The organism is Nonomuraea sp. NPDC004186, from assembly GCF_053603495.1.
In genome coordinates this window covers 1-24,992 of the sequence record NZ_JBSGFQ010000072.1, presented here as the reverse complement: position 1 = coordinate 24,992, position 24,992 = coordinate 1, and the positions used below count along the sequence as shown (strand labels likewise).

Annotated in this window: 23 protein-coding genes and 1 riboswitch; of the genes, 6 read left to right on the top strand and 17 right to left on the bottom strand. The window is 70.6% G+C overall.

Annotated features, from left to right (window positions below; translation table 11 throughout):
* Position 1: 1 nt before the first annotated feature.
* From ACWEPL_RS42430 to ACWEPL_RS42420, 3 genes are all read right to left on the bottom strand, one after another.
* Positions 2–769 (bottom strand): SAM-dependent methyltransferase, encoded by a 768-nt coding sequence (locus ACWEPL_RS42430; RefSeq protein WP_363964220.1) that lies wholly within the window; start codon positions 767–769, stop codon positions 2–4.
* 442 nt (positions 770–1,211) lie between these two features.
* Complete coding sequence (locus ACWEPL_RS42425; RefSeq protein WP_363964222.1) at positions 1,212–2,549, bottom strand: class II 3-deoxy-7-phosphoheptulonate synthase; 1,338 nt, start codon at positions 2,547–2,549, stop codon at positions 1,212–1,214.
* 92 nt (positions 2,550–2,641) lie between these two features.
* Positions 2,642–3,838, bottom strand: coding sequence for an FAD-dependent oxidoreductase (locus ACWEPL_RS42420; protein ID WP_363964224.1), 1,197 nt, complete (start codon positions 3,836–3,838; stop codon positions 2,642–2,644).
* Between the two features lie 120 nt (positions 3,839–3,958).
* Here ACWEPL_RS42420 and ACWEPL_RS42415 point away from each other — a divergent pair, with 120 nt between their 5' ends.
* Both ACWEPL_RS42415 and ACWEPL_RS42410 read left to right on the top strand, forming a co-directional pair.
* Positions 3,959–4,921 carry an anti-sigma factor gene (locus ACWEPL_RS42415; RefSeq protein WP_452439513.1) on the top strand — a complete coding sequence of 321 codons (963 nt, stop codon included), beginning with the start codon at positions 3,959–3,961 and terminating at the stop codon, positions 4,919–4,921.
* A gap of 51 nt (positions 4,922–4,972) precedes the next feature.
* Positions 4,973–7,192, top strand: coding sequence for a M64 family metallopeptidase (locus ACWEPL_RS42410; RefSeq protein ID WP_452439512.1), 2,220 nt, complete (start codon positions 4,973–4,975; stop codon positions 7,190–7,192).
* Here the strand turns inward: ACWEPL_RS42410 and ACWEPL_RS42405 are convergent.
* From ACWEPL_RS42405 to ACWEPL_RS42360, 10 genes are all read right to left on the bottom strand, one after another.
* On the bottom strand, positions 7,136–8,131 hold the full coding sequence (locus ACWEPL_RS42405) for a phosphotransferase family protein (protein WP_452439511.1): 996 nt from the start codon (positions 8,129–8,131) through the stop codon (positions 7,136–7,138). The two genes, ACWEPL_RS42410 and ACWEPL_RS42405, sit on opposite strands and share 57 nt — an antisense overlap.
* A gap of 9 nt (positions 8,132–8,140) precedes the next feature.
* Positions 8,141–9,139, bottom strand: coding sequence for a LacI family DNA-binding transcriptional regulator (locus tag ACWEPL_RS42400; RefSeq protein ID WP_363964229.1), 999 nt, complete (start codon positions 9,137–9,139; stop codon positions 8,141–8,143).
* Complete coding sequence (locus ACWEPL_RS42395) at positions 9,120–10,529, bottom strand: GH1 family beta-glucosidase (protein ID WP_452439510.1); 1,410 nt, start codon at positions 10,527–10,529, stop codon at positions 9,120–9,122. The genes ACWEPL_RS42400 and ACWEPL_RS42395 overlap by 20 nt, the downstream gene beginning before the upstream one ends.
* Positions 10,526–11,356 carry a carbohydrate ABC transporter permease gene (locus ACWEPL_RS42390; RefSeq protein ID WP_350726814.1) on the bottom strand — a complete coding sequence of 277 codons (831 nt, stop codon included), beginning with the start codon at positions 11,354–11,356 and terminating at the stop codon, positions 10,526–10,528. The genes ACWEPL_RS42395 and ACWEPL_RS42390 overlap by 4 nt, the downstream gene beginning before the upstream one ends.
* Entirely contained in the window at positions 11,353–12,309 is a 957-nt protein-coding gene (locus tag ACWEPL_RS42385; RefSeq protein ID WP_363964233.1) for a carbohydrate ABC transporter permease, read from the bottom strand. Before ACWEPL_RS42385 ends, ACWEPL_RS42390 begins: the two co-directional genes overlap by 4 nt.
* Positions 12,310–12,378: 69 nt before the next feature.
* Positions 12,379–13,725: an ABC transporter substrate-binding protein gene (locus ACWEPL_RS42380; protein WP_350726817.1), complete on the bottom strand. Its 1,347-nt coding sequence runs from the start codon at positions 13,723–13,725 to the stop codon at positions 12,379–12,381.
* Between the two features lie 604 nt (positions 13,726–14,329).
* Positions 14,330–15,613, bottom strand: a complete 1,284-nt coding sequence (locus ACWEPL_RS42375) for an RNA polymerase sigma factor (RefSeq protein ID WP_452439509.1) — start codon at positions 15,611–15,613, stop codon at positions 14,330–14,332.
* An 87-nt stretch (positions 15,614–15,700) separates the two neighbouring features.
* On the bottom strand, positions 15,701–16,141 hold the full coding sequence (locus ACWEPL_RS42370) for a YciI family protein (protein ID WP_452439508.1): 441 nt from the start codon (positions 16,139–16,141) through the stop codon (positions 15,701–15,703).
* An 82-nt stretch (positions 16,142–16,223) separates the two neighbouring features.
* Positions 16,224–16,958 (bottom strand): TetR/AcrR family transcriptional regulator, encoded by a 735-nt coding sequence (locus tag ACWEPL_RS42365; protein ID WP_452439507.1) that lies wholly within the window; start codon positions 16,956–16,958, stop codon positions 16,224–16,226.
* A gap of 64 nt (positions 16,959–17,022) precedes the next feature.
* Complete coding sequence (locus ACWEPL_RS42360) at positions 17,023–17,886, bottom strand: LysR family transcriptional regulator (protein WP_452439506.1); 864 nt, start codon at positions 17,884–17,886, stop codon at positions 17,023–17,025.
* Positions 17,887–17,957: 71 nt separating this feature from the next.
* Between ACWEPL_RS42360 and ACWEPL_RS42355 the strand changes: the two genes are divergently transcribed.
* Positions 17,958–18,764, top strand: coding sequence for an alpha/beta fold hydrolase (locus tag ACWEPL_RS42355; RefSeq protein WP_452439505.1), 807 nt, complete (start codon positions 17,958–17,960; stop codon positions 18,762–18,764).
* Here ACWEPL_RS42355 and ACWEPL_RS42350 read toward each other — a convergent pair.
* The 4 genes from ACWEPL_RS42350 to ACWEPL_RS42335 all read right to left on the bottom strand — a co-directional run bounded on the left by ACWEPL_RS42350 (position 18,730) and on the right by ACWEPL_RS42335 (position 22,509).
* Positions 18,730–19,476, bottom strand: coding sequence for a YoaK family protein (locus tag ACWEPL_RS42350; protein WP_452439504.1), 747 nt, complete (start codon positions 19,474–19,476; stop codon positions 18,730–18,732). The genes ACWEPL_RS42355 and ACWEPL_RS42350 overlap by 35 nt on opposite strands.
* A 283-nt stretch (positions 19,477–19,759) precedes the next feature.
* Complete coding sequence (locus tag ACWEPL_RS42345; RefSeq protein ID WP_452439503.1) at positions 19,760–20,446, bottom strand: CHAP domain-containing protein; 687 nt, start codon at positions 20,444–20,446, stop codon at positions 19,760–19,762.
* Positions 20,447–20,459: 13 nt separating this feature from the next.
* Positions 20,460–20,597: riboswitch (cyclic di-AMP (ydaO/yuaA leader) on the bottom strand.
* A gap of 117 nt (positions 20,598–20,714) precedes the next feature.
* On the bottom strand, positions 20,715–21,668 hold the full coding sequence (locus ACWEPL_RS42340; protein WP_452439502.1) for a Gfo/Idh/MocA family protein: 954 nt from the start codon (positions 21,666–21,668) through the stop codon (positions 20,715–20,717).
* 19 nt (positions 21,669–21,687) lie between these two features.
* Positions 21,688–22,509 (bottom strand): aldo/keto reductase, encoded by an 822-nt coding sequence (locus tag ACWEPL_RS42335; protein ID WP_452439501.1) that lies wholly within the window; start codon positions 22,507–22,509, stop codon positions 21,688–21,690.
* 97 nt (positions 22,510–22,606) lie between these two features.
* On the opposite strand from ACWEPL_RS42335, the gene ACWEPL_RS42330 reads away from it, so the two are divergent.
* The 3 genes from ACWEPL_RS42330 to ACWEPL_RS42320 form a co-directional block, all read left to right on the top strand.
* Complete coding sequence (locus ACWEPL_RS42330; protein WP_350726835.1) at positions 22,607–23,551, top strand: hypothetical protein; 945 nt, start codon at positions 22,607–22,609, stop codon at positions 23,549–23,551.
* Between the two features lie 2 nt (positions 23,552–23,553).
* Positions 23,554–24,723, top strand: a complete 1,170-nt coding sequence (locus tag ACWEPL_RS42325; RefSeq protein ID WP_452439529.1) for a DUF6716 putative glycosyltransferase — start codon at positions 23,554–23,556, stop codon at positions 24,721–24,723.
* A gap of 75 nt (positions 24,724–24,798) precedes the next feature.
* Positions 24,799–24,992 (top strand): hypothetical protein (locus ACWEPL_RS42320; protein WP_452439500.1); only part of this gene is annotated, 194 nt, incomplete at its 3' end.

Sequence of the window (24,992 nt, the reverse complement as noted above, 5' to 3'; positions counted from 1 at the left end):
CTCAGGGCTTGCGGGCGACCCCGACGTACCCGAATGTGATCCCGTTGCCGGGCGCGTCCGGGTCGTCGGGCCTCCAGCCGTTCGGGTACGTCAGCCCGGGCTCCTCCAGCTCGTACCCCTCGAAGAAGCGCATGATCTCCTCACTCGTCCGCAGGCTCAGCGCGGCCGTGGCCCGCCGATAGATCTCGATGGCCTGCGGGGTGGTGTCCGGCGTGGTGTCGATGGCATGGCTGATCACCAGCCGGCTCCCGGGCGCGCTCGCCGCCCGCAGCTTGGCCACCATGTCGTACGCGACGTAGTCCGGGATGAAGTGCAGGATCGCCAGCATCAGGAACGCCACCGGCCGGTCGAAGTCGATCACGTCGCCCAGCTTGTGCAGCAGCGTGTCGGTCTCGCGTACGTCCGCCTGCAGGAAGTGCACGTCCTCGGTCCTGGCCAGCAGCGCCCTGCCGTGCACGCAGACCACGGGGTCGTTGTCCACGTAGATGACCCGCGCCTCGGGGGCGATCTCGTGCGTGTTCCCCTGGGTCGGCAGGCCCGCGCCGAGGTCGACGATCTGCCGCACCCCCGAATCGACCAGGTGCCGCACGGCGCGGCGCAGGAACGCCCTGTTCGCGCGGGCGCCCTCCTTGGTGTTGGGGAACGTCTGCAGGATCTGCTCGGCGGCTGCCCGGTCGGCCGCGAAGTTGTCCTTGCCGTCGAGGAAGTAGTCGTACATCCGCGCGACGTTGGGGACGTTAGGGTCCACCCCCTCCGGGGCACTGTCCACGATTTCTCCTGAAATATCGCCCTATTTGCGGGCGATCATAGCGGCGGTTTACCCGGTTTCCCCGGAATTTGGTTCTACTCGCGGTACCAGTGAGACGTACATCACGTATCACCATCACCCCCCGCCCCACACCCCTCGCACCCCGTGACACAGCCCTCCGGCGGGCCCCCTGAGACCCACCCGACACCGCACCCCCGACCGCGCCGCCGCGGGTGAGCCGCCGCCATCGGACGGGCGTCGTCGCGGGAGAGGCCCCCGCATTTCACCCGACCGCCGCCGCGCTGCCGGCCGTGCGCTGGACCCTCTGGCGCCGCGGCCGCTCGCGCAGGGGCGGCACGTCGAAGTGAGGCGGGCGGCAAAGGCGGGCGTCGAAGTGGGGCGGGCAGCAGAAAGGGGACGCGGGCCTGGAAGGCGGGCGCGTCCCCTTGAATGCGCGGTGAGGTCAGCCGCGGTAGAGCTCGGCGACGCGGAAGGCGAGGTCGAGGGACTGGCTGCGGTTGAGCCGCGGGTCGCAGGCCGTCTCGTAGCGGGTCGCGAGGTCGTCCTCGGCGATCTCGTGCCCGCCGCCCACGCACTCCGTCACGTCGTCACCGGTGAACTCGATGTGGATCCCGCCGGGATGCGTGCCCAGCGACCGGTGCACCTCGAAGAAGCCCGCCACCTCGTCCAGCACGTCGTCGAGCCGGCGGGTCTTGTGCCCGCTGGGCGCCTCGAAGGTGTTGCCGTGCATCGGGTCGCAGATCCACGCCACCCGCGCCCCCGTGGCCGTGACCTCCTTGACCAGGGCCGGCAGGTGCTCGCGGATCTTGGAGGCGCCCATGCGGGTGATGAACGTGAGCCGCCCCGCCTCGTTGCCCGGGTTGAGCTTCTCGATGAGGCCCAGGGCCTCGTCCGGCGACGTGGTGGGCCCGAGCTTGACGCCGATCGGGTTGCGGATGCGGGCGAAGAAGTCGACGTGCGCCCCGTCGAGCTGGCGGGTGCGCTCGCCGATCCAGACCATGTGCGCCGACACGTCGTACGGCAGCCCCGTACGCGAGTCGATGCGCGTGAGCGCGCGGTCGTAGTCGAGGATGAGCGCCTCGTGCGAGGAGTAGAACTCCACGGTGTGGAACTCCTCGGGATCGGCCCCGCAGGCACGCATGAACGCGAGCGCCTGGTCGATCTCCCTGGCCAGCTGCTCGTAGCGGCGCCCGGCGGGCGACTCGGCCACGAAGTCCTGGTTCCACGCGTGCACCTGGCGCAGGTCGGCGTAGCCGCCCTTGGTGAACGCGCGGGCGAGGTTGAGGGTCACGGCCGAGGAGTGGTACGCCTTGAGCAGCCGCCACGGATCGGGCCGGCGAGACTCGGCGGTGAAGTCGAACCCGTTGACCATGTCGCCCCGGTAGGCGGGCAGCTCGATCCCGTCACGGGTCTCGCTGCCCTTGGAACGCGGCTTGGCGAACTGGCCCGCGACCCGGCCGATCTTCACGACCGGCACCTTGCCCGCGTACGTCAGCACGATCGCCATCTGCAGCAGCGTCTTGAGCTTGTTGCGCACGTTGTCGGCGGTCGCGCCGGAGAAGGTCTCCGCGCAGTCGCCGCCCTGCAGGACGAAGGCCTCGCCCCGGGCGACTGCGGCCAGCTGCTCCTTGAGCTGGTCGCACTCGCCGGCGAAGACCAGTGGGGGCAGGCCGCCGAGCTCGGCGACGACCTTGTCGAGCTCGCCGCGGTCGGGCCAGTCAGGTTGCTGCGCCGCGGAGAGGGCTCGCCAGGAATCGAGATCCACGAGATTGCTGCTCACGAGATACGAGGGTAATCCACTGGCCACGGGCCCACGGACCTCGTTGTCCACGTTGTGAGAATGCAGTTATACCCCTGGGGACTCTGAGGCGGTCAAACTTCCTTTACGGACACGTGCTCGGGCCGCACCCCCAGCCCGATGAAACGCCGGGCCACCCGCCTGAGCAGGGGGATCCGCGTGAGGTCGCGGGGCATCCTGGACGGGTCGAGCCTGTTGCTGAGGGCCCGCTTGATCACCAGATTCTGGACCACCCGCTGGGCCGCCTGCGTGACGCGCGTGGGCGGCATCCGCCGCTTCTGCACCAGGCGCAGGGTGGATTCGGGGATCGGCGCGCCGGACCTGAGCGAGCCGGCCAGCAGGTTGGCGGTGGCGACCGCGTCCTGGACGGCCAGGTTGATCCCCACCCCGAACACCGGCGACATGGCGTGCGCGGCGTCCCCGATGCACAGGAATCCGGGCCGGTGCCAGCGGTGCAGCCGGTTGAGCGCGACGGTGAGCACGCTGACGTCGTCGTAGCTCCCGATCTGCCCGATCCGGTCGGCCAGCCACGGCAGCAGCTCCGCGACCGGCTCGCGGAGCGCGTCGATCCCGGCGCGCACCAGCTCGTCGAACCCGCCCTTGGGGATCGCGTACGCGAGTTGCCAATAACTTTGCCGGTTGATGGACACCATCATGCGTCCGCCGGAGATCCGCAGGAACGAGTCGTCACGGTCGGACGGGTGCCGGGGCAGCCGGAACCACACCACGTCCATCGGCGCGCCGAGCTCCTCCGGCACGAGCCCGGCGCGCTCGCGCAGGGTCGAGTGCCGCCCGTCGGCGGCGACGGTGAGGTCGGCCCTGATCTCGTGCTCGCCCGACTCGTCCCGATAGCGCAGGCCGCGCACGGTCTGGCCGTCGCGGATCAGGTCGTACGCCTCCGCGTTCATCAGCAGCCGGAAACTCGGATACCGGGTGGCGGCCGACGTGATGAGGTTGAGGAAATCCCATTGCGGTACGAACGCGATGTAGTCGTACTTGCCGGGCAGCCCGCGCAGGCTCGCCAGCCTGGCGTCGCCGCGGTCGGTCACCATGCTGATCCCGTACGCCTTGCGATGGGGGATCTTCAGGAACTCCTCGGCCAGCCCCAGCTCGTCGAGGACCTGCAGCGTGGACGGATGGATCGTGTCGCCCCGGAAGTCACGCAGGAAGTCGCCGTGCTTCTCCAGCAGCGTGACCTCGACTCCTGCCCTGGCCAGGAGCAGCGCCAGCATCGCGCCGGCCGGTCCGCCCCCTGCTACTACACAGCTCATAATTCATCACCCGATGAGATTGTCTCACGCCATGGGAAAAGAGCAAGCCCTCGCAGCCATCCGACATGCCCGAGCCGCCGAAGTACATGCGTGAGCCGCCTCTCACAAAGGGAGTGGATGATGACGGACGAACTCCACACCCTCTCGGGCGCCTACGCCGTGCACGCACTGCCGTACGCCGAGTGGGTGCTGTACGAGGAGCACCTGCTGGCGTGCTCGGCCTGCTGGATGGAGGTCCGGCGGCTGCGGGAGACGGCGGCCAGGCTCGCCGAGGCGGTGGCCGAGCCGCCGCCCGCCACGCTTCGGCAGCGCCTGCTCGATGCCGCCCACGAGCTGCGGCGGCCCGAGGAACGCCCGGAGCGGGGGTCAGGAGCGGTGCCCGACGACAGCCCGACCATCTGGCGGCCCCCGGCGTCACGCACGCCCGCAGCCCCGCCTGTGGCCCCGCACGTACCCTCATCCGCGCCCCCGTCCGCGCCCCCGTCCGCGTCCCCTTCCGAGCCGGAGGACTCGCCGACGCTCAGGATCCCGTCCGAGCCCGAGCAGCACCCCCCGTTCAGGACCGCGCCGGAGCTCCCGGCGGCTCGCGAGGGCGGCCGCGTCGTGCTCCTCAGGCGCCGCCGGGCCAGGGTGACGGCGGGCCTGGCGGCCGTGGCCGCGGCGGCCGCGGTCGCGCTCGGAGCCGTCGCCGTGGATGCCCGCCGCGACCTGAGCGACCTGACCGCCAGGAACGACGAGGTGATCGCCGTGCTGGCCGCGCCCGACGCCGAGACGGTACGTCAGCCCGCCACCTCCGGCGGCACCGGCACGGTCGTGATCTCCCGCGCCAGGGGACGCATGGTGTTCGCCTCGTCCGGCCTGGCCGAACTGCCCCGCTCCAAGGGATACGAATTGTGGCTGATGGGCCCGGACGGCCCCCGCCCCGCCGGGATGCTCGACCGGGCCGAGGGCGGCCTGACCGCACCCCTGCTGATCACGCCGGAGCGGGGGGACGACCGCGTGGCGCTCACGGTCGAGCCGGCGGCCGGTTCCGGCAGGCCCACGACCCAGCCGATCCTGCTGGCCGAGCTCCCTGAGGCCTGACACGCAGTTAGGGACTTGGTCACGCGCGTTTGATCGTAGATAGTGCAGGGCATGCGTATCTTCGCGGCCCTGGCGCTGGCCGCCGCACTGTTACCCGTGTTACCCGTGCCCGCGGCGGCCGCCGCGGCGGGCGCGGCCACCGTGGTGCCCGTCCAGGTCACGGGCTCCCCGGCCAGGCGATTCAACCTGATCATCATGGGGGACGGCTACACCGAGCCGGAACAGGCCAAATTCCGGGCCGACGTGGACCGGCACCTCAACGTGATGTGGTCGATCGAGCCGTTCAAGACGTATCGCAACTACATCAACGTCTACCGCGTGGACATCGTCTCCGGCGAGTCGGGCATCAGCTGCGACCCCGGACTGGACTCGCCGAAGAAGGTCACCCCGCTCGGCATGGGCTTCTGGGGCCGCTGCAACCCCGGCAGCGTCCAGCGCCTGATCACCATGGACAACACCGCCGCCACCCGCTACGCCGACCTGGTCACCGGCACCTCCTCCGGCAACCGGCAGATCCTCGCGCTCGGCAACAGCGGCACGTACGGCGGCGCCGGCGGCTCGTACGCCACCGCCTCGGGCAGCAACAGCATGTCCGCCCTGATCAGCCCGCACGAGCTGGGCCACTCCCTGGGCGGCCTCCAGGACGAGTACGACTACTACCAGCGCGGCGTCCCCGGCGGCGCCTACCCGGGAGCCGAGCCGTCCAGCCCCCACCACACCCTGCTGACCGAGCAGCAGATGAAGGACCAGCAGAAGAAGTGGTGGCGCTGGCTGGGCGAGCCCAGCGAGTCGGGCGGCCCCATCGGCCGCTACGAGGGCGGCCTGTACTACACGACCGGCGTCTGGCGGCCCAGCCGGCACTCGATGATGAAGACCCTCGGCTACGCCTACGACCAGGTCAGCCGCGAGGTCATGGTCCAGCGCATCACCGCCAAGACCATGGTCATCCAGGACGCCACGCCCAACCAGCAGCCCGTCGGCGCCGACCGGGTGCTGTGGGTCGAGCCGATGCGCCCCGTCGGCCACTCGCTGACGACCGCCTGGAACGTGGACGGCAAGGACCTCGCGAGCCACGAGGACGCCCTCGACCTGCGCACCCTCGGCCTGACTCCGGGCACGCACACCGTCACGGCCACCGTCTCGGACCCGACCGAGTTCGTCAGGGACCCGGCGATCAGGGCGGCCATCACCAAGTCCCGCACCTGGACGGTGGACACGTCGCTGACCACCCCGCCGGACGGCGCCGAGCCCGCGTTCGTCTCCTCCACCCCCACCGACCGGCCGCTGGGCCGCGCCGACGTCGTGTACGTGGAGACCACCCATCCGGCCGCGACCGTACCCGAGGTGACGTGGACCGTGGACGGCCGCCCGGCGGGCACCGGCACCGACCTCGACCTGGGCAGGCTGAACCTGCAACCGGGCACGCACGCCCTCACCGCCGCCCTCGGCGGCCAGACCCTCAACTGGCAGATCGACGCGAGCCTGCCCGCCACCCGCTACGAGCTGTCCGAGCCGCTCGCCGCGGTCGGCGACGCCTACGTCTACAACGGCCCCTTCTCCATGCGGCTGGCGGGCGAGGACGACCGCGGCGGCTACGTGGTCTCGGAGTCCAGGGTGGACGGGGACGGCTGGTTCAACTACTTCGGCTGGCCCACCTCCTCGGAGCTGCCGTGGACGTTCAGCGAGGAGGGCACGGTCATCGACTCCCTCGTGTACGGGAAGCTGCCGCGCGGCCGGCACACGATCGAGTACCGCTCGATCGACGCCGCGGGCAACCAGGGCACGCCGAAGAGCTTCACCGTCACCACGATCGCCCCGCCGCCCGCCTGCACCCGCACGGTCACCGGCGTCTACCAGGGCGCCCTCGTCGCCGCCGACGGCGTCACCTGCCTGGACGGCGCCCAGATCAGCGGGCCCATCACGGTGAAGCCCGGAGCCTCGCTCGTGGTCAAGGGCGGCCGGATCGCCGGCACGCTGACCGCGGCGCAGCCCGCCGCCGTGCACCTGCTCAAGGCCTCCCTCACCGGCGCGCTCAACGTCAGCGGCGCCAAGGCGCTGACCATCGTGGGCGCCGACCTGCGCGGAGCCGTCCTGCTGACCGGCAACACCGCGCCGATCCTGTCGGGCAGCACGATCAGCGGCGCGCTGCTGTGCACGGGTGACAAACCCGTCGACCTCGGCGTGCCCAACAAGGGCGCGAGAGCGTGCATCCGGCTAGCCGCGGCCGCCAGGGGAGGCGCCTACGAGGCGGTCGAGCACCGCGGTAAGTGAGCCGAACGAGGCCTCGCGGAGCCTGGCGTACTCCTCCTCCGGATACTGCCGGGGTCCGTTCTCCACCAGCAGGATCAGGTAGAGATAGGCGCGGTAGAGGTCGATGCGGGTGCGCGCCGCCGGGGTGAGCTCCAGCGGCGTCACCTCGCGGTAGCCCGCCAGCAGCGGGTCGTCCTCCGCCAGCTCGCCGAAGATCGTCGGCGTGACGAACTCGGCGAGCGGGTCGCCCCAGAAGGCCCGTTCGTGGTCGATGATGGCCTGGATCCGGGGCGGGCCGCTGACGTCGAGGAAGACGTTGCCCGGCCAGACGTCGAAGTGCACCAGCCGCGGCGTCGTCACCTCGTCCAGCACCGGCGACGCCGCCTCGATCAGCGCCATGATCTCCCCGGGGGAGCGCGGCAGCGGCGTCGGATAGCGCTCGGTGTCGCCGACCAGCGCCTCCACCATCGCCAGGAACGCCTGCCGCCAGGTGGCGCCGACGATCCCGGCGTGCGGGTAGCCGAAGACCTCGCCGCTCACCGCGTTGAACCTGGCCAGGTGGCGGCCCAGCTCCCGGCGCAGCGCCTCCTCGCCCTCCGGCTTGACGTCGTTCCACGAGACCCCGTCGAGCGCGTCGAGCAGCAGGTAGTCGCCGCCCAGCACCGGGTCGTCGAACTCGGCGCGCAGCAGCGTCGCCACCGGCACGCCCGCCTGCGCCGCCAGCTCGTACGCGGCGGCCTCCATGCGCAGCAGGTTGCGCTCGTAGCTGAGCTGGTCGAGGTCGGGCGGCGGGGACAGCTTGAGCACCACCTCGCGTCCGTCGTCCAGCTTGAGCCGCCAGACGGCGTTGGCGTAGCCGTCGGTGAGCTCGGTGACGGCCACGACGCCCGTGCCCAGCGCGCGGCGGAGCAGGGCGTCGAGCTCGGCGTCGGATAAGCGGCGCTTGGTTCTACTGTCCACGGGAGCCTTTCACGCTGACTGCCGGCGTACCAGGTGGGTGTCGAGGATCACGACCGGCTGGCGCAGCTCCTCGCCGTTGATCCGGGCCACCAGCAGCTGCGCCATCTGCCGGCCCATCTGCTCGGTCGGCTGGTGGACGGTGGTCAGCGGCGGGTCGGCGTGCAGCGCGGCCTTGGAGTCGTCGAACCCGATCACCGCCACGTCCTCCGGGATCGCCCGCCCCGCCGCCTTGAGCACGCGCATCGCGCCCAGGGCCATCGGGTCGGACGCGGCGAAGACCGCGTCGAGATCGGGATGGCTCGCCAGCAGCTGGGTCATCGCCGCCGAGCCGCTCTCCTCCGAGAAGTCGCCGTACACCACCAGCTCCGGCAGCCCGGCGGGCAACAGCGCGTCGCGATAGCCGGCCAGACGGTCGACGCCCACGCCCATGTCCTGATGACCGGCGATGGTGGCGATGCGCGTGCGGCCGAGGCCCAGCAGGTGTTTGACCGCCTGCCGGGCCCCCGCCCGGTTGTCCATGTCGACGTAGCTGTAGGGGTCGAGCCCGACGGGCCGGCCGCCGAGCACGGTCGGCACGCCCATCTCCTCGAGCCGCCCCGGCAGCGGGTCGGCGCCGTGCAGCGACAGGAGCAGCACGCCGTCGACGTGCTGCCCGGTCAGGTAGTGCTCCAGCCGGTCGTACTCCTCGGTGGTGCGGGCCATCGCCAGGATGAGCTGCAGCCCGGTCTCCGACAGCGCCGAGCCGATGCCGCGGATGGTGCCCGCGAAGAACGGGTCGTCGAACACCCGCAGCTGCGACTCGGACACCACCAGGGCCACCGCGTCGGTGCGGCGCGTCACCAGGGCGCGCGCCGCACGGTTGGGCACGTAGCCCAGCTCGCGGATGGCCAGCTCCACGGCCTCGCGGGCCTTGGCGCTGACGTTCGGCGAGCCGTTGATGACTCTAGACACCGTGCCCCGGCCCACCCCGGCCCGAGCCGCGACTGCCTCAAGAGTCGGTCGGTTCATGGCGCCTATTCTGCCGGATGATCTCCGAGTACCAGAGCGCGCTGTCCTTGATCAGCCGTTCCTGCGTCTCGAAGTCCACGCGCACCAGGCCGAACCGCTTGCCGTAGCCCCAGGCCCACTCGAAGTTGTCCATCAGTGACCAGGCGAAATAGCCCTCCAGGGGCACGCCGGCCTCGATGGCCGCCTTGCAGGCGCCGAGGTGCGCCTCCACGTACGCCTGCCGCTCCCGGTCGTGGATCCGGCCGTCCTCGATCACGTCCTCGAAGGCGGCGCCGTTCTCGGAGACCACCATGGGGATCGGCGGGTACTCCCGCGCGATCCTCGTGAGCACCTCCACCAGGCCGCTCTCGTCGATCTCCCAGCCCATCGCGGTGACCGGGTAGCCGGCGCTGACGAACGACACGTGCTCGCTGCCCACCCACGGCGAGGCCGAGTCCGTGGGGGCCGCCGCCGCCGACTGCCTGCCGCCTGGTGCTCCCGAGACCGTGAAGCGGCTGTAGTAGTTGACGAGCAGCAGGTCGATGGGTGCGTTGATGGTCTTCATGTCGCCGGGCTCGATGAAGTCGATCTCGAGCGGCAGGTCGGCCAGCACGTCCTCCGGATAGCGGCCGGTGAGCAGCGCGTCCAGGAAGAACCTGTTCTGCAGCCCGTCGATGCGCCGGGCGGCCTCCAGGTCCTCCGCGCTGTCGGTCGCGGGGGTGACCGCGTACAGGTTCACGCAGCCGCCGACGCGCCGGGCGTCCATCGCCTGGACGGCCAGCCCGTGCGCCAGGTTGAGGTGGTGCGCGCCCCTGATCGCGTTCTGCGGCTCACGCCTGCCGGGGGCGTGCTCCCCCGAGGCGTAGCCGAGGAACGCGGCGCACCACGGCTCGTTGACGGTGCTGAAGGTGTGGATGTGGTCCTTCAGCGCCTCGTGCACGACCGCGGCGTAGTCGGCGAAGCGGTAGGCCGTGTCGCGGTTGGGCCAGCCGCCCTTGTCCTCCAGCTCCTGGGGCAGGTCCCAGTGGTAGAGGGTGAGCCAGGGGTCGATGGAGTGCCGGCGGAGCTCGTCGGCGAGCCGCTTGTAGAAGTCCAGACCCTTCTGGTTGGTCCGGCCGGAGCCGGTGGGCTGGATGCGGGGCCAGGAGACCGAGAAGCGGTAGGCCGACAGGCCCAGCTCCGCCATGATCCGGACGTCTTCCCGGTACCGGTGGTAGTGGTCGATGGCCACGTCCGCGTTGTGGCCGTTGAGAATCCGGCCCGGCGTCTTGGTGAAGGTGTCCCAGATGGAGACGCCGCGCCCGTCCTCGTCGACCGCGCCCTCGATCTGGTACGCCGAGGTCGCCGCGCCCCACGTGAAGCCCGCAGGGAAGCGCAGCCCGGCACGCGTCTGTTCCTCTTGTGTCGTCACGCCTTGACCGCACCTTCCATGAGGCCGCCGACGATCTGGCGGCCGAATGCGACGAATACTGCGATGAGCGGAATGATGGACAACGCCGTTCCCGCGAAGATCAACGTGTAGTTCGTGGAGAACCTGGCGTTGAGCGAGGTGATCGCGATCTGCACGGTCGGGTTGTCCGGGGTCAGCACGATCAGCGGCCACATGAAGTCGTTCCACATGAGCATGAACGTGTTGATGCCGAGCACCGCCATGCCCGGACGTACGGCGGGCAGGACGACGTTCCACCAGATCCGCAGCGTGGCGGCGCCGTCCACCCGGGCGGCCTCGACCAGCTCCATCGGCACGGCCTGGCGAGTGTACTGCGTCATCAGGAACACGCCGAACCCGTTGAGCAGGTACGGGAGGATGACCGCCTTGAGCGTGCCGGTCCACTCCAGGCTCACCATGAGCCGGTAGAGGGGCACCACGCCCATCTGCTGCAACGGCACCGCCATCGTCAGCAGCACGAGCACCAGCAGCAGGTTCCTGCCCTTGAAGCTCAGGTTCGCGAAGGCGAAGCCGGCCAGCGTGGAGATGATCACCACGGAGACGGTGACGATGCTCGACACGATGAACGAGTTCGTCAGGCCCAGCAGGAACTTGGCGTCCTCGTTGTTGAGCACCGCGACGATGTTCTCGCCCAGGTTCCCGCCCGGCAGGAACGGCGGCGGCATCGCGACGGCGTCGGCGTTCGTACGGGAGGCGATGACGAGCATCCAGTACAGAGGGAACGCCGACAGCAGGACGGCCAGGGCCAGCATGAGCCGGGTGGCGAGGGTCGGGGAGAAGTTGTTCATCGGGTGCCCCCGATCCTGCGCACGAACAGGAAGTTGATCGCCGCTCCTATGAGGATGAGCAGGAACAGCAGCCAGGCGGCCGCCGCGGCGTAGCCGTAGTCGAACTCGCGGAAGCCCTGCTTGACGATGAACATGGCCACCGTCTGGAACTGTCCCTGCGAGCCGCCGTCGACGTTGCCGTTGTAGAACGTGGTCGGCTCGGAGAACAGCGTCAGGCCGCCGATCGTGGAGTTGAGCACCACGAAGATCATCGTCGGGCGCAGCATCGGCAGCGTGATCTGCCAGAACTGCCTGCGCCGCGACGCGCCGTCGATCGCGGCGGCCTCGTACAGGTCGCGGGGGATCGTCTGCATGCCGGCCAGGAAGATGATCGCGTTGTAGCCGGTCCAGCGCCAGTCGACCATGGTGGCGATGGCGATCCACGACGGGATGCGCTCGGCCCGCCAGTTCGTCTTGTCCACGCCGAACCCGCTCAGGATCCAGTTGACCAGGCCCCAGTCGCGGGCGTACAGCTGCGTGAACACCACCGCGACCGCGACCACCGACGTGACCAGCGGCAGCAGCACGCTCATGCGGATGGCCAGGCGGAGCTTCAGGCGCTTGTTCAGCGCGTTGGCCAGGAGCAGCGCGAGGATCATCTGGGGGACGGTGGCGAGGATGAACATGCCCACCGTGTTGACCACGGCGTTCCAGAAGTCCTCGTCCCCGAGCAGGGCGGTGTAGTTGCCCAGCCCGGTCCACTCCACGGTCCCGGCCAGGTCGTAGTCGTAGAGCGAGTAGTACAGGGTGAAGGCCAACGGGAAGAGCCCGAAGGCGGCGAACAGCAGGAAATAAGGGGACACCAGGGCGTACGGCATCGCTTTGACGTCGAATCGTGAACGCCAGCGGTGGCCGGGCGGACGGGCGCGGCGATGGTTGTTCCGCGCCGCCCGCGGAAGGGTGTCGAGGCTCATAACGGAACCTTTCGGCAGCTTGTCGTCGGCAACACGCCCGGCCCGCTGCTCGCGGGCCGGGCGGGGAGACTAGCCCGCGGCCTTCACCGCGTCGTCGACCAGCTGCTGCCAGGCCTTGTCGTACGGGACGGAGCCGTCGTCCATGCCCTGGATGACGGACTCGATGGCGTTCTTGACCTGGGCGTGCTTCACGCCGAGGAAGACCGGCTGCAGGCTCGACGCGGACTTGGCGAAGATCTCACCGATGGGGGCGTCGTTGAAGAACTCGTTCTTCGCCCCCTGCACGGCCGGGTCCTGCTGGGCCTTCGTGTTGCTCGGCATGTTGCCGAAGTCCGTGAAGATGCTCGCCTCGGTCTGCGCGTTGGTCAGGAAGTCGGCGACCATCGCGGCTTCCTTCGGGTGCTTCGACTGCTTGGGCACGGCCAGCCAGGAGCCGCCCCAGTTGCCGCCGCCGCCCGGCACGCTGGCCACGTCCCACTTGCCCTTGCCGCCGTCGCCGGCGTTGCCGCTGACCACGCCGAGCATCCAGGACGGGCAGCCGACCGTGGCGAACGCGCCCTTCTGGGTGCCCGCCGCCCACTCGTCGGTGAAGTTGCGCAGCTTGGCGGTCAGGCCCTGCTGGCTCATCTTCGTGGCGAAGTCGAAGCCCGCCTTCACCGCCGGGTTCTTGTCGACGATGAGGTTGTTGTCCTTGTCGAAGTACGTCACGTTGCCGTTCTTGGCCGCCTCCTGGTAGAGGACGACCTGGTAGAGCGTGTTCGTGCCGTCGGCGAACTTGGTGCCCTTGACCTTCGACTGGAACGTCTTGGCGACGTTCATGAACTCGTCCCAGGTCGGCCAGAGCGCGCTGACCTTGTCACGCTCGGTCGGCAGCCCGGCCTTCTTGAACAGGTCCGTGCGGTAGCAGAGGCTCATGCCGCCGATGTCGGTGCCCAGGCCGAACAGCTTGCCGTCGGCCGTGACGCCGTTCTCCCACTTCCACGCCGGGAAGTCCGCCTTGCGGGACTCCAGGCCGTACTCCTTGAGGTCGGCCCACCATTCGGGATGGGCCTTGGCCAGGCCCATGCCGCCCTCGTCGATGCCGACCACGTCGCCGGCGCCGTTGCCGGCCTGCAACCACTGGATCATCTGCGGCCAGTACTGCTGCTCGAACTGGTCGGTCAGGTGCTCTTCCTTGATCTGGATGTCCTTGTGCTCGGCGTTCCACTTCGTGATGGCGTTCTTGTAGCCGAAGTTGGTGCCGCCGCCAAAGGTCTGAACGCGGATGGTGACCGGCTCAGCCGCCGCGGAGGAGGCGGGAGCGCTGCTGGACCCCGTCGCGGTGCCGCCGCCGGAGCTGCAGGACGCGACGGTCAGCGCCGCCACGGCCAGGGCAGAGGCCGCGGCGAGACCGCCGCGACGCTTGCTGATCATCATGGGTGGACCCCTTCTCGGGTGAATGTTGGGGGAGTGCACCGCGGCTCGCGCTCCGCCGCGGTGGGAGTCTTTGGGAGCGCTCCCACAAAGGGTGCACTTACGTGGTCTGCACGTCAATCCACCGAAACGCAACCGTTACCAATGAGGCGGTTTGTCACTCTAGAACAGGATTTTTCGCGTTATACCTCGCAAAGGGCGGCTTGGGAGCGCTCCCACCTCAAGAGGCATCTTTTGTGTCGCATCAAGGGCATGTCACCCGCACCCACCACGCTTTCTCCCGGTCACACCACCAGTGAGAACCCCAGTCGGAAGCCCGGGGCCGCACCCGTGGTTCGGGGCGAACAGCACGGCCTTCCGCAATGAGGGCGCTGCGCGCGACGGAGCTCCAGACAGCGCCTCCCAGGGGGGCTCACGCCCCCCTTCGACCCCCCAACCCCGCTCGCTACGCTCGCCGACCCCGCCCGTCGAACAGGTCCTGGAGGGTGTGGGCGGGTTACCGCGCGGGTGGCCCAGGAACCGGGACCCACCCGTACGGAGTAGTGTGGCCCTCCGTGGTGCAGCGCCAAGCCTGAACGCGGAGGCGCCACCCTGTGGGTCGCCCGCCCTATGTGCGGCAGGCGGTGGCGCGTTCCTGGAGGAGGGTGCGTTCGCGGGCGTTGCGGGTCATGTCCGCCGCTCTCTCGAACTCGGTGCGGGCCTCCTCCGTCCGGCCCAGCTTGAACAGCAGGTCTCCTCGTACGCTCGGCAGCAGGTGATAGCCCTTGAGAGACGGCTCGTCGGCGATCTGGTCGAGGAGTTGGAGGCCGACCGCCGGGCCGTAGGCCATGGAGAGGGCGACGGCCCGGTTGAGTTCGACGATGGGGGAGCGGGACAGCTTGGCCAGCGCCTCGTACAGGCTCGCGATGCGTACCCAGTCGGTGTCCTCCGGGTTGAGAGCGCGCGCGTGGCAGGCGGCGATGGCGGCCTGGAGGGTGTACGGGCCGAGCGTGCCGTCCCCCAGCTTCTCGGCCTGGTCCAGGGCGGTGAGGCCGCGGTGGATGAGGAGCCGGTCCCAGCGGGCGCGGTTCTGGTCGAGGAGGAGGATGGGCTCGCCGGACGGGCTCACCCGGGCCGCCGATCTGGACGCCTGGATCTCCATGAGGGCGACCAGGCCGTGCACCTCCGGCTCCTTGGGCATCAGGCCGGCCAGGACCCGGCCCAGCCGGAGCGCGTCCTCGCACAGGGCGGGACGCATCCAGTCGTCGCCGGCCGTCGCCGAATAGCCCTCGTTGAAGATCAGATAGATGACCTCCAGGACCGATTCCAGGAGCGCCGACAGCTCGGTGGCTTGGGGGACCTCGAAGGGGATCTCCTTGTCGGCCAGGGTCCGTTTGGCGCGGACGATCCGCTGCGCCACCGTGGACTCCGGGACCAGGAACGCCCGGGCGATCTCGTCGGTGGTCAGGCCGCCGAGCACGCGGAGCGTGAGGGCCACCCGGGCCTCCACGGAGAGCGCCGGGTGGCACGCCGTGAACACCAGCCGCAGGAGGTCGTCCTCGATCTCGTCCACCTCGGGCAGGTCCTCGTCCGTGTCGAGCCGGTGGCCGAGCTCGATCAGGTTACGTTCGAGGCGTTCGTTCCTGCGGATCAGGTCGATGGCGCGGCGCTTCGACACCGTCATCAGCCAGGCGCCGGGGTTGCGGGGCACGCCGGACTCCGGCCACTGCTCCAGGGCGGCGACCAGCGCGTCCTGGGCCAGTTCCTCGGCCAGGCCGACGTCGCGCACCAGCCCGGCGAGCCCGGCGATGAGCCGGGCCGCCTCGATCCGCCACACCGCCTCGATGGCCCGATGGGTCTCCGTCCCGCGGCGGGGGGTGGCTTGGGCCAGGTCGTCGGTGTCGGAAGCCATCACCGGCCCATGAGAGCAGCACGAAGGCGCCGATGGCAACCCGCGTCCCGTCCCCTGAGAGTGCCGGGGCGGGCGCGTGCGGGTGGGTCAGGGGTTGGGCGTGTCGGCGCCGAGGCGGTCGCGTAGTGCTTGTTCGCGTTCCCGCTCGCTCGCGGGCAGCGAATCGTCCGGTACGTCCGAAGCGTCGAACACCCGCCACACGTCCAGCCCGATCCCGTCGTACCCCGGCGGCACCGGCACGCGCATCGCCCATTCGATCGCCTCTTCCCGGGACTTGACCTGGATCAGCCAGAAGCCGGCGATGAGCTCCTTGGCCTCGGCGAAGGGGCCGTCGATCACGGTCGCCTTGCCGCCGCTGTACGCGATCTGGGCCCCCTGCGAGCTCGGGTAGAGCCCTTCGGCCGCCAGCAGCACGCCCGCCTTGGTCAGCGCCTCGTTGTAGGCGTGCATGTTGTCCACGACCTCCTGGCTGGGCAGCGCCCCGGCCTCGGTCTCCGCGTTGGCCTTGCCGACGATCATGAATTTCATGGGCGTCTCTCTTTCGTCTGGTTCGAGCTCCCGTCGAACGCGTCGAACGGCGACAGGCGGGATCGACACGTACGCGAGAGATTCATCGCGCGAACAGCCGGGCCGCGATGCCGTCCAGAACGTACTCGAGCCCGGTCTCGAACTGCCAGCCCGGCCGGTCCTTGTGCCTGCCCTCGTAGATGTACTGCCGGAAGCCGGGGTGGCGGCCGGTGTCGAGGAGGTACGTGAGCTGCGGGGCCATGCTGAGGTAGACCTGCTGCTCGCTGGACCAGCCCTGACCCGCCATGAGCCGGCGCATCGCGATCTCGGCGCCGGTGACTCCATGCGTGTAGGAGCCGACGGTGTTGACGACGGTCATCTTGGTGTCGGCGTCCAGGTCAAGGCCGTCGACGGCGCGCAGCGCGCGTTCCGCCACCGCCAGGCGGTTGGGGGTGACGGCGAGCATCGCGCTCGGCGGGAGCTGGGCGAGCCAGAGGTGCTTCAGCATCAGCTCGCGCGTCCTGACGGCGATCTCCCGCAGCGTCTCCCGCCATCCCGCCGTCTCGCCGGGCAGCTCCAGCTCGCCGTAGGCGTGGTCGGCCATCAGCTCCAGCAGCTCATCCTTGCCCGACACGTACCGGTACGCGGCCATCGGGGCGACGCCCAGCTCGGTGGCCAGCCGCCGCATGGTGATGGCGTCGAGGCCCTCCGCGTCCGCGACGCCCACGGCGGCGGTGGCGATGCGGTGCGGGGACAGGGTCCGGCGGGGGGCGGGCGCCGGGCGCTCGAGGCGGGCCCACAGCGGGGGCCTGTCATCGGGCTTGCGCGGGGCAGCCATGGATCGCCCTCCTCGCGACGAGTTGGTGTACAACGTATCAGAAGTAGACGACGTACACGCTGATCTACAATGTAAAGGAGCCGAGCTGGTCGAGAAAGGCGCGTGTGGTCGGGGGGCAGTCGTCCGCCGACGGAACGGCCAGGGCCAGCGAACGGGTCATCTTCGGCTCCAGGGGCCGGGTGACGACGGTGCCCAGGTCGGTGGGGAGGCCGAGGGTCGGGACGATGCTGACGCCCAGCCCCGCGGCCACCATCTCCAGGATGGCGGCGGGCCCGCTGGCCTCGAAGGCGACGTCGAGCCGTACCTGGGCCGTCAGCGCCGCACCCATGATGAGGGGACGGCAGCCGGCGGTGGTCAGGATGAACGGCCTGCCCTCCAGATCGGCGAGAGTGACGGCCGGGCGGGCGGCCAGGGGGTGGTCGGCGGGCAGCACGGCGACCATGTCGTGGGTGCTCAGGTGGACGGTGTGCAGGCCGGGCGCGGGGAGGGTGACGACGCCGACCTCGGCGGCGCCGCGGTGCAGCCATTCGCGGATGTCGTCGTCCATGCCCTCGAAGAGGCGTACGCGGACCTGCGGGTAGCGGTCGGTGAACGCGCGCAGCAGCTTGGCGACGAGCGTGCCGGTGGCGCTGGGGAGACTGGCCAGGCGGAGTTCGCCGGTGATCTGGCCGCTGGCGGCGGCCACGTCGGCGCGGATGAGGTCGAAGTGGCGCAGGGTCTCGCGGGCGCGGGCGAGGGCTCGCCGGCCGGCCTCGGTGAGGGCGATGCCGTCGCGGTGGCGGACGAACAGGGCGGCGCCGAGCTCGCGTTCGAGGGCGGCGATGGCGCGGCTGACCGCGGGCTGGGACATGCCGGTGTGCTCGGCGGCGGCGGTGAAGCCGCCGTGTTCGGCGACCGCGACCAGGGCCCTAAGCTGCGCCAATGTCATAGCGACATACCTTAATTGGTATTTGACGGGGACGCTTCCAGAACATGATGGTTATGTCCATGTTCGAGCGAATGACGATCGAAGTCGACGGCCGCGTGGCCAGCTATCTGACGTCGGGCGAGCGGGGCCCGGTGGTGTTGCTGTTGCACGGCACGTACTGGAGCCGGGTCTGGGCGCCGGTGATCGACGGGCTGGCGGCGGCGGGGCTGCGTCCTGTGGCGGTGGATCTGCCGGGGCTGGGGCGTTCCGGCGGGGAGCTGACGGCGGAGACGGCGGCGGTTCCGGCGCTGGCGGCGTGGGTGGCCCGGTTCGCGGCCGCGGTCGGCGCGGGGGAGCGGCTCTCGGTGGCGGGGCACGACATCGGCGGTGCGGTCGCCCAGCACCTGCTGGTGGAGGGGAGGCCAGAGGTGCGGCGGCTGGCGCTGGTCAACTCGGTCACATACGACTCCTGGCCGGTGCCCGGCGTGGCCCGTTACCGGGATCCGGCCGTGGTGGCGGCCACGACCGTGGAGGAACTGCTGGCCGCCCGCCGCAAGGCGGTCACCACCGCGCTCGCCCGGCCGGCCACCGAGGCGGAGCTGGCCGATTACCTTGATCCGTGGAACGACCCGCGGGTGAGCCGGTCGTGGATGGCGCTGGCGGGCGCGGCCGACAGCCGTTACACGCTGGACCTGGTGCCCGCACTCAGGGCCGATGGGACGCCGAAGCTGCTGGTGTGGGGGGAGGACGACACGTTCCAGGAGGTCCGGTACGCCGAGCGCTTCGCCGCCGAGGTGCCGAACACGACGCTGGTGCGCGTTCCCGGGGCGGGGCACATCCCGATGGAGAACGATCCGGCCGGGGTCACCCGGGCGCTGGCGGAGTTCTTTCTCGGCTGAGACCGCTGCGGGCGACGAGGGCGACGGTGGTGAGCAGGGCCAGGGCGGCCGCCAGGGCGGGTGCGGGGCCGGTCGTGAGGTGGAGGAGGGCGCCGGTCAGGGCGCCGAGGAACATCGCGGCAATGGAGGCGGATCGACGCAGGGCGGCCCGGCCCGGCGTGTCGGCGGCCAGGCTCGTGAGGGTCGTGGTGAGGACGTTGGTGACCAGGTCGGGTACGCCGAGCGCGCGTACGGACGCGTTCTGCAGGCCCATGCCGCAGGCGAGCAGCACGATGAGGGCCGCCTGGGACCAGGTCGTGCGGTGTCCGGCCGTGAGGGCGATCGCGAGGGTGGCGGCGACGAGGAGCGCGTGTACGGCGGTGGCGGCGGCGAACGCCCGCCGCGGGTTCGCGGTCCGCCTGATCACCCGGCCGGCGCTCCAGGCACCGGCTCCGAAGGCGACGAGGGCCGCCGGGGAGGCCCATCTGGACATCTGGGCCTCCCCGGCCAGGGCGAAGCTGAGGAAGACGATGTTGCCGGTCATGTTGGCGACGAAGACGCGGCCCAGGCCGAGGAAGCTGACGGCGTCCACGAGGCCGGTGACGAAGGCCAGGAGGATCAGCAGGGCGGGCAGGACGCCGTGCGGGTTGGCGCCGCGCGGGAAGAGCCCGTCGGCGATCCGTCGCAGCCCACTCCGCACCAGCCTTCCGGGGCGTCTGCGCGCGGCTGGCATGGTGGGCGGCTCCTTGGCGAGGTCGCGGGCGGTTCGCCTCGGGTCTTCCCCGGTGACGGGCCGCCGCACTCGCGGGGGGTGAAACGCGACGGCCGAACGGCACCGGTCGCCGGGTTCCGCTCGGCACGCCGCCGCACTCGCCGGGGGTGAAACGCGACGAGCGCGCGTCCCGTTGCGGGACGCGCGCTCGTTCGGCGCTGGGGGAAGGCCGGCCAGGAGGTGCCTGGGGGAGTCCGGTCAGTAGGCGCCTGGGGGAAGTCCAGCCTGGAGGGGGACAGTCCGGTCAGGAACGGTACTGGGGGTAGCCGTAGCCGACGACCTGGGACTTGGGACGGACGCGCTCCTCGACCTTGCCGTTGCCGGTGTTGCCCTCGACGGTCGAGATGGTGCCGTCGCCGTTGTCCTTCTCGACGAACCCGACGTGCTTGATGTCGTTGAGGTTCTTGCTGCCGCTCCACGAGAAGTACACGATGGCGCCGGGCTTGGCCTCGGTGCCGAAGCGGTGGTTGGCCTGGAACCACTTGGCGTGGGCGACGGTCCAGGCGTCCCAGCCGATCTGCGAGCGGGCGCCGGTCTGGTCGCCCACCCAGGAGACGAACATCGCGCACCAGGCGGCGTTCAGGTAGTCGGCGCGGCTGCCGCCGTCACGGGCGATGGTCTCCGCGGCGCGCTGCGAGTTGGCGTACCAGCGCTGGAACTTGGTGCCGCCGCCGGCCGCGTTCTCGGTGATGCCGACCTGGGACTTGGCGAGGGCCAGGACCTCGCCGGCGGTGACGCCGGCCTTGGCCTCGCGCGAGCGCTCGGCGTGGTCGGCGACGGTGGCGGTGCCGGCGACGGTGTCGATCGGCTGCTTGTCCGCTGCGGTGGCGCTGGTCATGTGGGCGCCGAACGCGGTCCCGAGGATGGTGGCGCCGAGAAGGGCGCGGGCGATGTTGGTCTTCGCAGCGGAGGTAAAGCGGATGTTGGCCATCGAGGGGGTTTACTCCTTGCTTCCATGCCGCTTACCGGGTTAGCTGACGGGTTCGGACGTGGAAGCTGCCCTACGGCACCGAAGTGCCGATTCACCCCAAAGGACGTGGGTCCCCGGTTCCGCCCGAGGGCGGATTCAGCGGTCACAGGACGTTCCTGTGATGTGTCTTGCGATGGTCGGACAAGTCCGGACAAACCGGACGTATGTCTCAAGAATGCCTCAAACGTAATGCATAAGGCAAGAGCGTTACAAATCGATAAAGGCCCAGCTAGGCGACCTGCCTGCGAGCCTCGGCCAGAAGCCCCATCATGGCAAGGGATTCGTCGAGCGGCATGATCGAACTTTCGGTCCTGCCTTCGGCCGTCGCGGCCCGGACCTCGCGGAGCTCCCCGGCGTACCCGTTGTCCGCCGGATCGAGGATGTACTCCTCCGGCTCCATGGAGGGCCCGGAGAGCAGAATCCGCGGCGTGGCCCAGAACGGTGCCTGGAGGTCCGCCCGCATCTGAGTCCCTACAACACTGGCATGGTTCGGGTAATTCCCGAGCAACGAAGTCTCCACGAGAGCCTTCCTGCCACCGGGGTAGAGCAGCACGCCGCCGGCCTCCGCGTCGACGCCGTTGGGCGCCAGAGTGCCGGTGATCCGCAGGTCGGAGGGCATGCCGAGGATCAGCTGGGCCAGCCCGAACGGGTAGATCCCCAGGTCCAGGAGCGCCCCGCCGCCGAGCTCCGGCGCCCACAGCCGGTGCTCCGGGTCGTAGGACTTGGCGAAGCCGAAGGAGGCGTGCACCGAGCGGAGGTCGCCGAAGCGCTCGTCGGCCGCGATCTTCTGGACGAGCGGGTTGAACCGCATCCACATCGCTTCCATCAGGAACACGCCCGCCTCGCGCGCCAGGCGTACCATCTTCTCCGCGTCGTCCACGGTGGCGGCCAGCGGCTTCTCGCACAGCACGGCCTTGCCCGCGGCGATGGCGACCTCGGCCACCTCCAGGTGCTGGGCGTGCGGCGTCGCCACGTAGATCGCGTCCACGGCCGGGTCGGCGCAGAGCCGCTCATAGGAGTCGTACGCGGACTCCGCCCCCAGCGTGGCGGCCAGCGCCTGCGCCCGCCCCATGTTCCTCGATCCGACGGCGGCCACCCGCATGCCCGGTTCGGCCGCGATGGCCGCCCCGACGGTCCGCGCAATATTCCCTGTCGCCGCTATGCCCCACGCAAAATCCCGCACGCGGGAGATCGTAGACGAGTCAGGTCATGTTGAACGTGTCGGGGTCGGGTCCGATCCGCTGGCCCCTGTTCATCGCGCCGATGGCGGCCATGTCCTCGGCGTCGAGGATGAAGTCGAAGACGCCGATGTTCTCGGCGATGCGCGCCGGGGTGACCGACTTGGGGATCGCGACGTGGCCGAGCTGCAGGTGCCAGCGGAGCACGATCTGCGCGGGCGTCTTGCCGCACTTGTCCGACAGCTTGGCCAGCGCGGGGTCGTTCAGCAGGCCCTGGCCCTGGCCGAGCGGGCTCCACGCCTCGGTGAGGATGCCGTTGGCCTCGTGGAAGGCGCGCAGCTCGCGCTGCTGGAGGTACGGGTGCAGCTCGATCTGGTTGATGGAGGGAACGAGGTCGGTCTCGTTCATGAGGCGGGTGAGGTGGGCGATGCTGAAGTTGGAGGTGCCGATGGCCTTGGCCCGCCCGTCACGGTAGATCTTCTCGATCGCCTTCCACGCCTGCACGTACTTGTCCTGCTGCGGCACCGGCCAGTGGATGAGGAAAAGGTCGATGTAGTCGAGGCCGAGCCGGGCCAGGGACTCGTCGAAGGCCGCCTCCGCGCGGCCGTGGTCGGCGTTCCACAGCTTGGTGGTCACGAACAGCTTCCGGCGCGGGAGCTCACTTTCGCGTACGGCCTGCCCCACGCCTTCTTCGTTGCCGTACGCGGCGGCGGTGTCCACGTGCCGGTAACCGGCCTTGAGCGCGGTCGCGACGGCCTTGGCGGCCTCGTCGGCGGGGACCTGCCAGACGCCGTAGCCGAGCTGCGGGATCTGCACGCCGTCGGTGTTGAGCATGAGCGAGTTCATACTCTCCATTGTTCACGTCGCGTTTCTGGTGGCTTAAGGCGGCGGGGCTAGCTTGAAGCGGTCGTGAACGGGCCATCACCCGGCTGGGAGGACAGGAGTGGTCGAACAGGCGTCGGCCTGGGTGGAGTCACCGCTCCAGATGCTGTGCGCCGTCGAGGCCCATTACGCGGGCGTGCTCGGCCCCGAGACGGTGGTCGTGCCGCGTGCCGGTCTGAGGCCGTTGAAGGCCACGCGTCGGGAGCTGAGGTCTCTGGGGCTGCCCGACGGCCTGGAGCTGGCGGAGCCGCGTGAGCGCATGCCCAGGCGCGTGCAGGCCGTCGGTGACGCCTTCTCCGGCAGGGTGCAGGTGCGCTGGCTCACCTCGCGTCCCGGACGCATCGTCATCGTGGACGACGGGCTGGCCACGCTCCGGCTGCTGGAGCTGCTGGCCGCGGGGCCGTACCGGCCGTTGCTGCGGGCCAGGGCCCAGCCGACCAAGCTGCGCTCCGTGCTGGGCCTGGCGGCCGCGCTGCGGCTGCGCCTGAGCGACGTGTCGGTCTTCACCGCCCTGCCCGTGGACGAGGCCCTGGCGGACGGCGTACGGCAGGCCGGGATCAACCTGGTACGCCACCAGTTCGACTGGCTGCGTGCCCAGCCGCCCAGCGCGGAGGGGCCCGCGGAGCGCACGGTCGTCCTCGGCACCTCGCTCGTCCGCAACGGGCTCGTGCACCGCGACCACTACCTGCGCTGGCTGACGGACCTGGCGGCCCAGGAGCCGCTCGCGTACTACCCGCACCGCCGCGAGGACCCCGTGGACGTGGCCCTCATCAGGGAGCGCCCCGGCATCACCGTGCACGACGTGGGCGCGCCGGCCGAGCTGACGCTGCGCGGCCTGGACGCGGGCCAGCGCGTGCTCAGCCTGCCCTCGACCGCGATCACCTCGCTGCGGGTGCTGCTCAGCCCGCGCGGTGTCGCCGTGGAGCCCGTGGACGTTCCTGACGACTGGTGGACCAGCAGGGCGGCCCCCGCCCTTCGCTCGCATCTGACAGGAGTGTCCGGTTGAAAGTGTTGGCGGTCGCCGACTCCGACTCGTATCTGAAGTGGGCGGCCTGCCTGCTCGGCGACCTTCCCCCCGGTGGCACGGCGGAGCTCGTGGTGGTGCGCACGCCGATCGCGCCCTCGCCGGAGCAGATCGCCGCCGCCGTGGGCGGTCTGGAGCCGCCGCCGGTGGTCTCGGCGCGGTCCGTGCGGCGGCTGGCCGAGCGCATGCGCCCGGACGTGGTGCTGGTGGCCTGCACGGGCCCGGTGGTGGACGTGCTGGTGGCCGACGTGCTCGGCGACCTGCGGCCGCGGCCGGTGTTCGTGAGCGGGCTGCCGGGCATCTCGGTGCCGGCGACGGAGAAGGCGTGGTTGTTCCGCAGCGGGTGCGACCTGTTCGTGGTGCACAGCGAGCGTGAGGTGGCCGAGTTCTCGGAGATCGCCGGCCGGCTCGGCGGGGGAGGGGCGGTGGGGCTGGCCAGGCTGCCGTTCCTGCGCTCCGACGTGGTCGCCGGGGGCGGGAACCGGGTCGTGTTCGCCACCCAGGCCAAGGTGCCGCGGGAGCGCCAGGACCGCGAGCGGATCCTGCTGGCGCTGGCCGAGCTGGCCCGGCTGCGGCCCGAGCTGGACGTGGTGGTCAAGCTGCGGGCCCTTGAGGACGAGCGGCAGACGCACAACGAGCGCCACCACTACCAGCGGCTGTGGCGGGAGATGGGCGAGCCGGGGCGGGTGGAGTTCGCGGCGGGGTCGATGCACGACCAGCTCGAACGGGCGGCCGGGTTCGTCACGGTGAGCTCGACGGCGGCGCTGGAGGCGATCGCGCTGGGCGTGCCGTCGCTGGTGCTGGAGGACTTCGGCGTCAGCGCCGAGATGATCAACCTGGTGTTCGAGGGCAGCGGGCTGCTGGGCACGCTCGACGACCTGGCGAAGGGCGGCTTCCGGGCGGCCTCTCCCGAGTGGTGCGAGGCCAACTACTTCCACCCGCCGGCGCACAACGACTGGGCCGGGCGGCTGGCCGGGCTGGTGGCGGGAGGGCCGCGCGTACCGGCCCGATCGCTGCTGGACGGGCCGGAGCACGCGGCGGCGCGGCGGCGGGCCAGGCTGCGGGTGGAGGTGCATCCCTCGATGCTGCGGGCCGGCTACCGGGCCAAGCGCCGCATGCGCCGCATGCGCCGATACCTCAAGGCCCTCGGCTGACCGCCGCCCTCCCGACCCGGCGAGCCCACCGCCCCACCTGAGCGGCACGCCCGTCCCTCCGAGGGACCGCTTGAGGTGCGGCTCACACGCGCCCGTTTCCCCGAAGGACCGCCTGAGGCGCGGCCATTCGCGCTTCTTTCCCCCGAAAGGACCGCAACCCCGGACGGCGGGAGAGCCCGGATCACGATCCGGCACGTGCTGCGCAACAGCGTGGGCACTGCGGTCGTCGCGGTGGGCCTGCAGGTCGGCAACCTGCTCGCCGGCGCCGT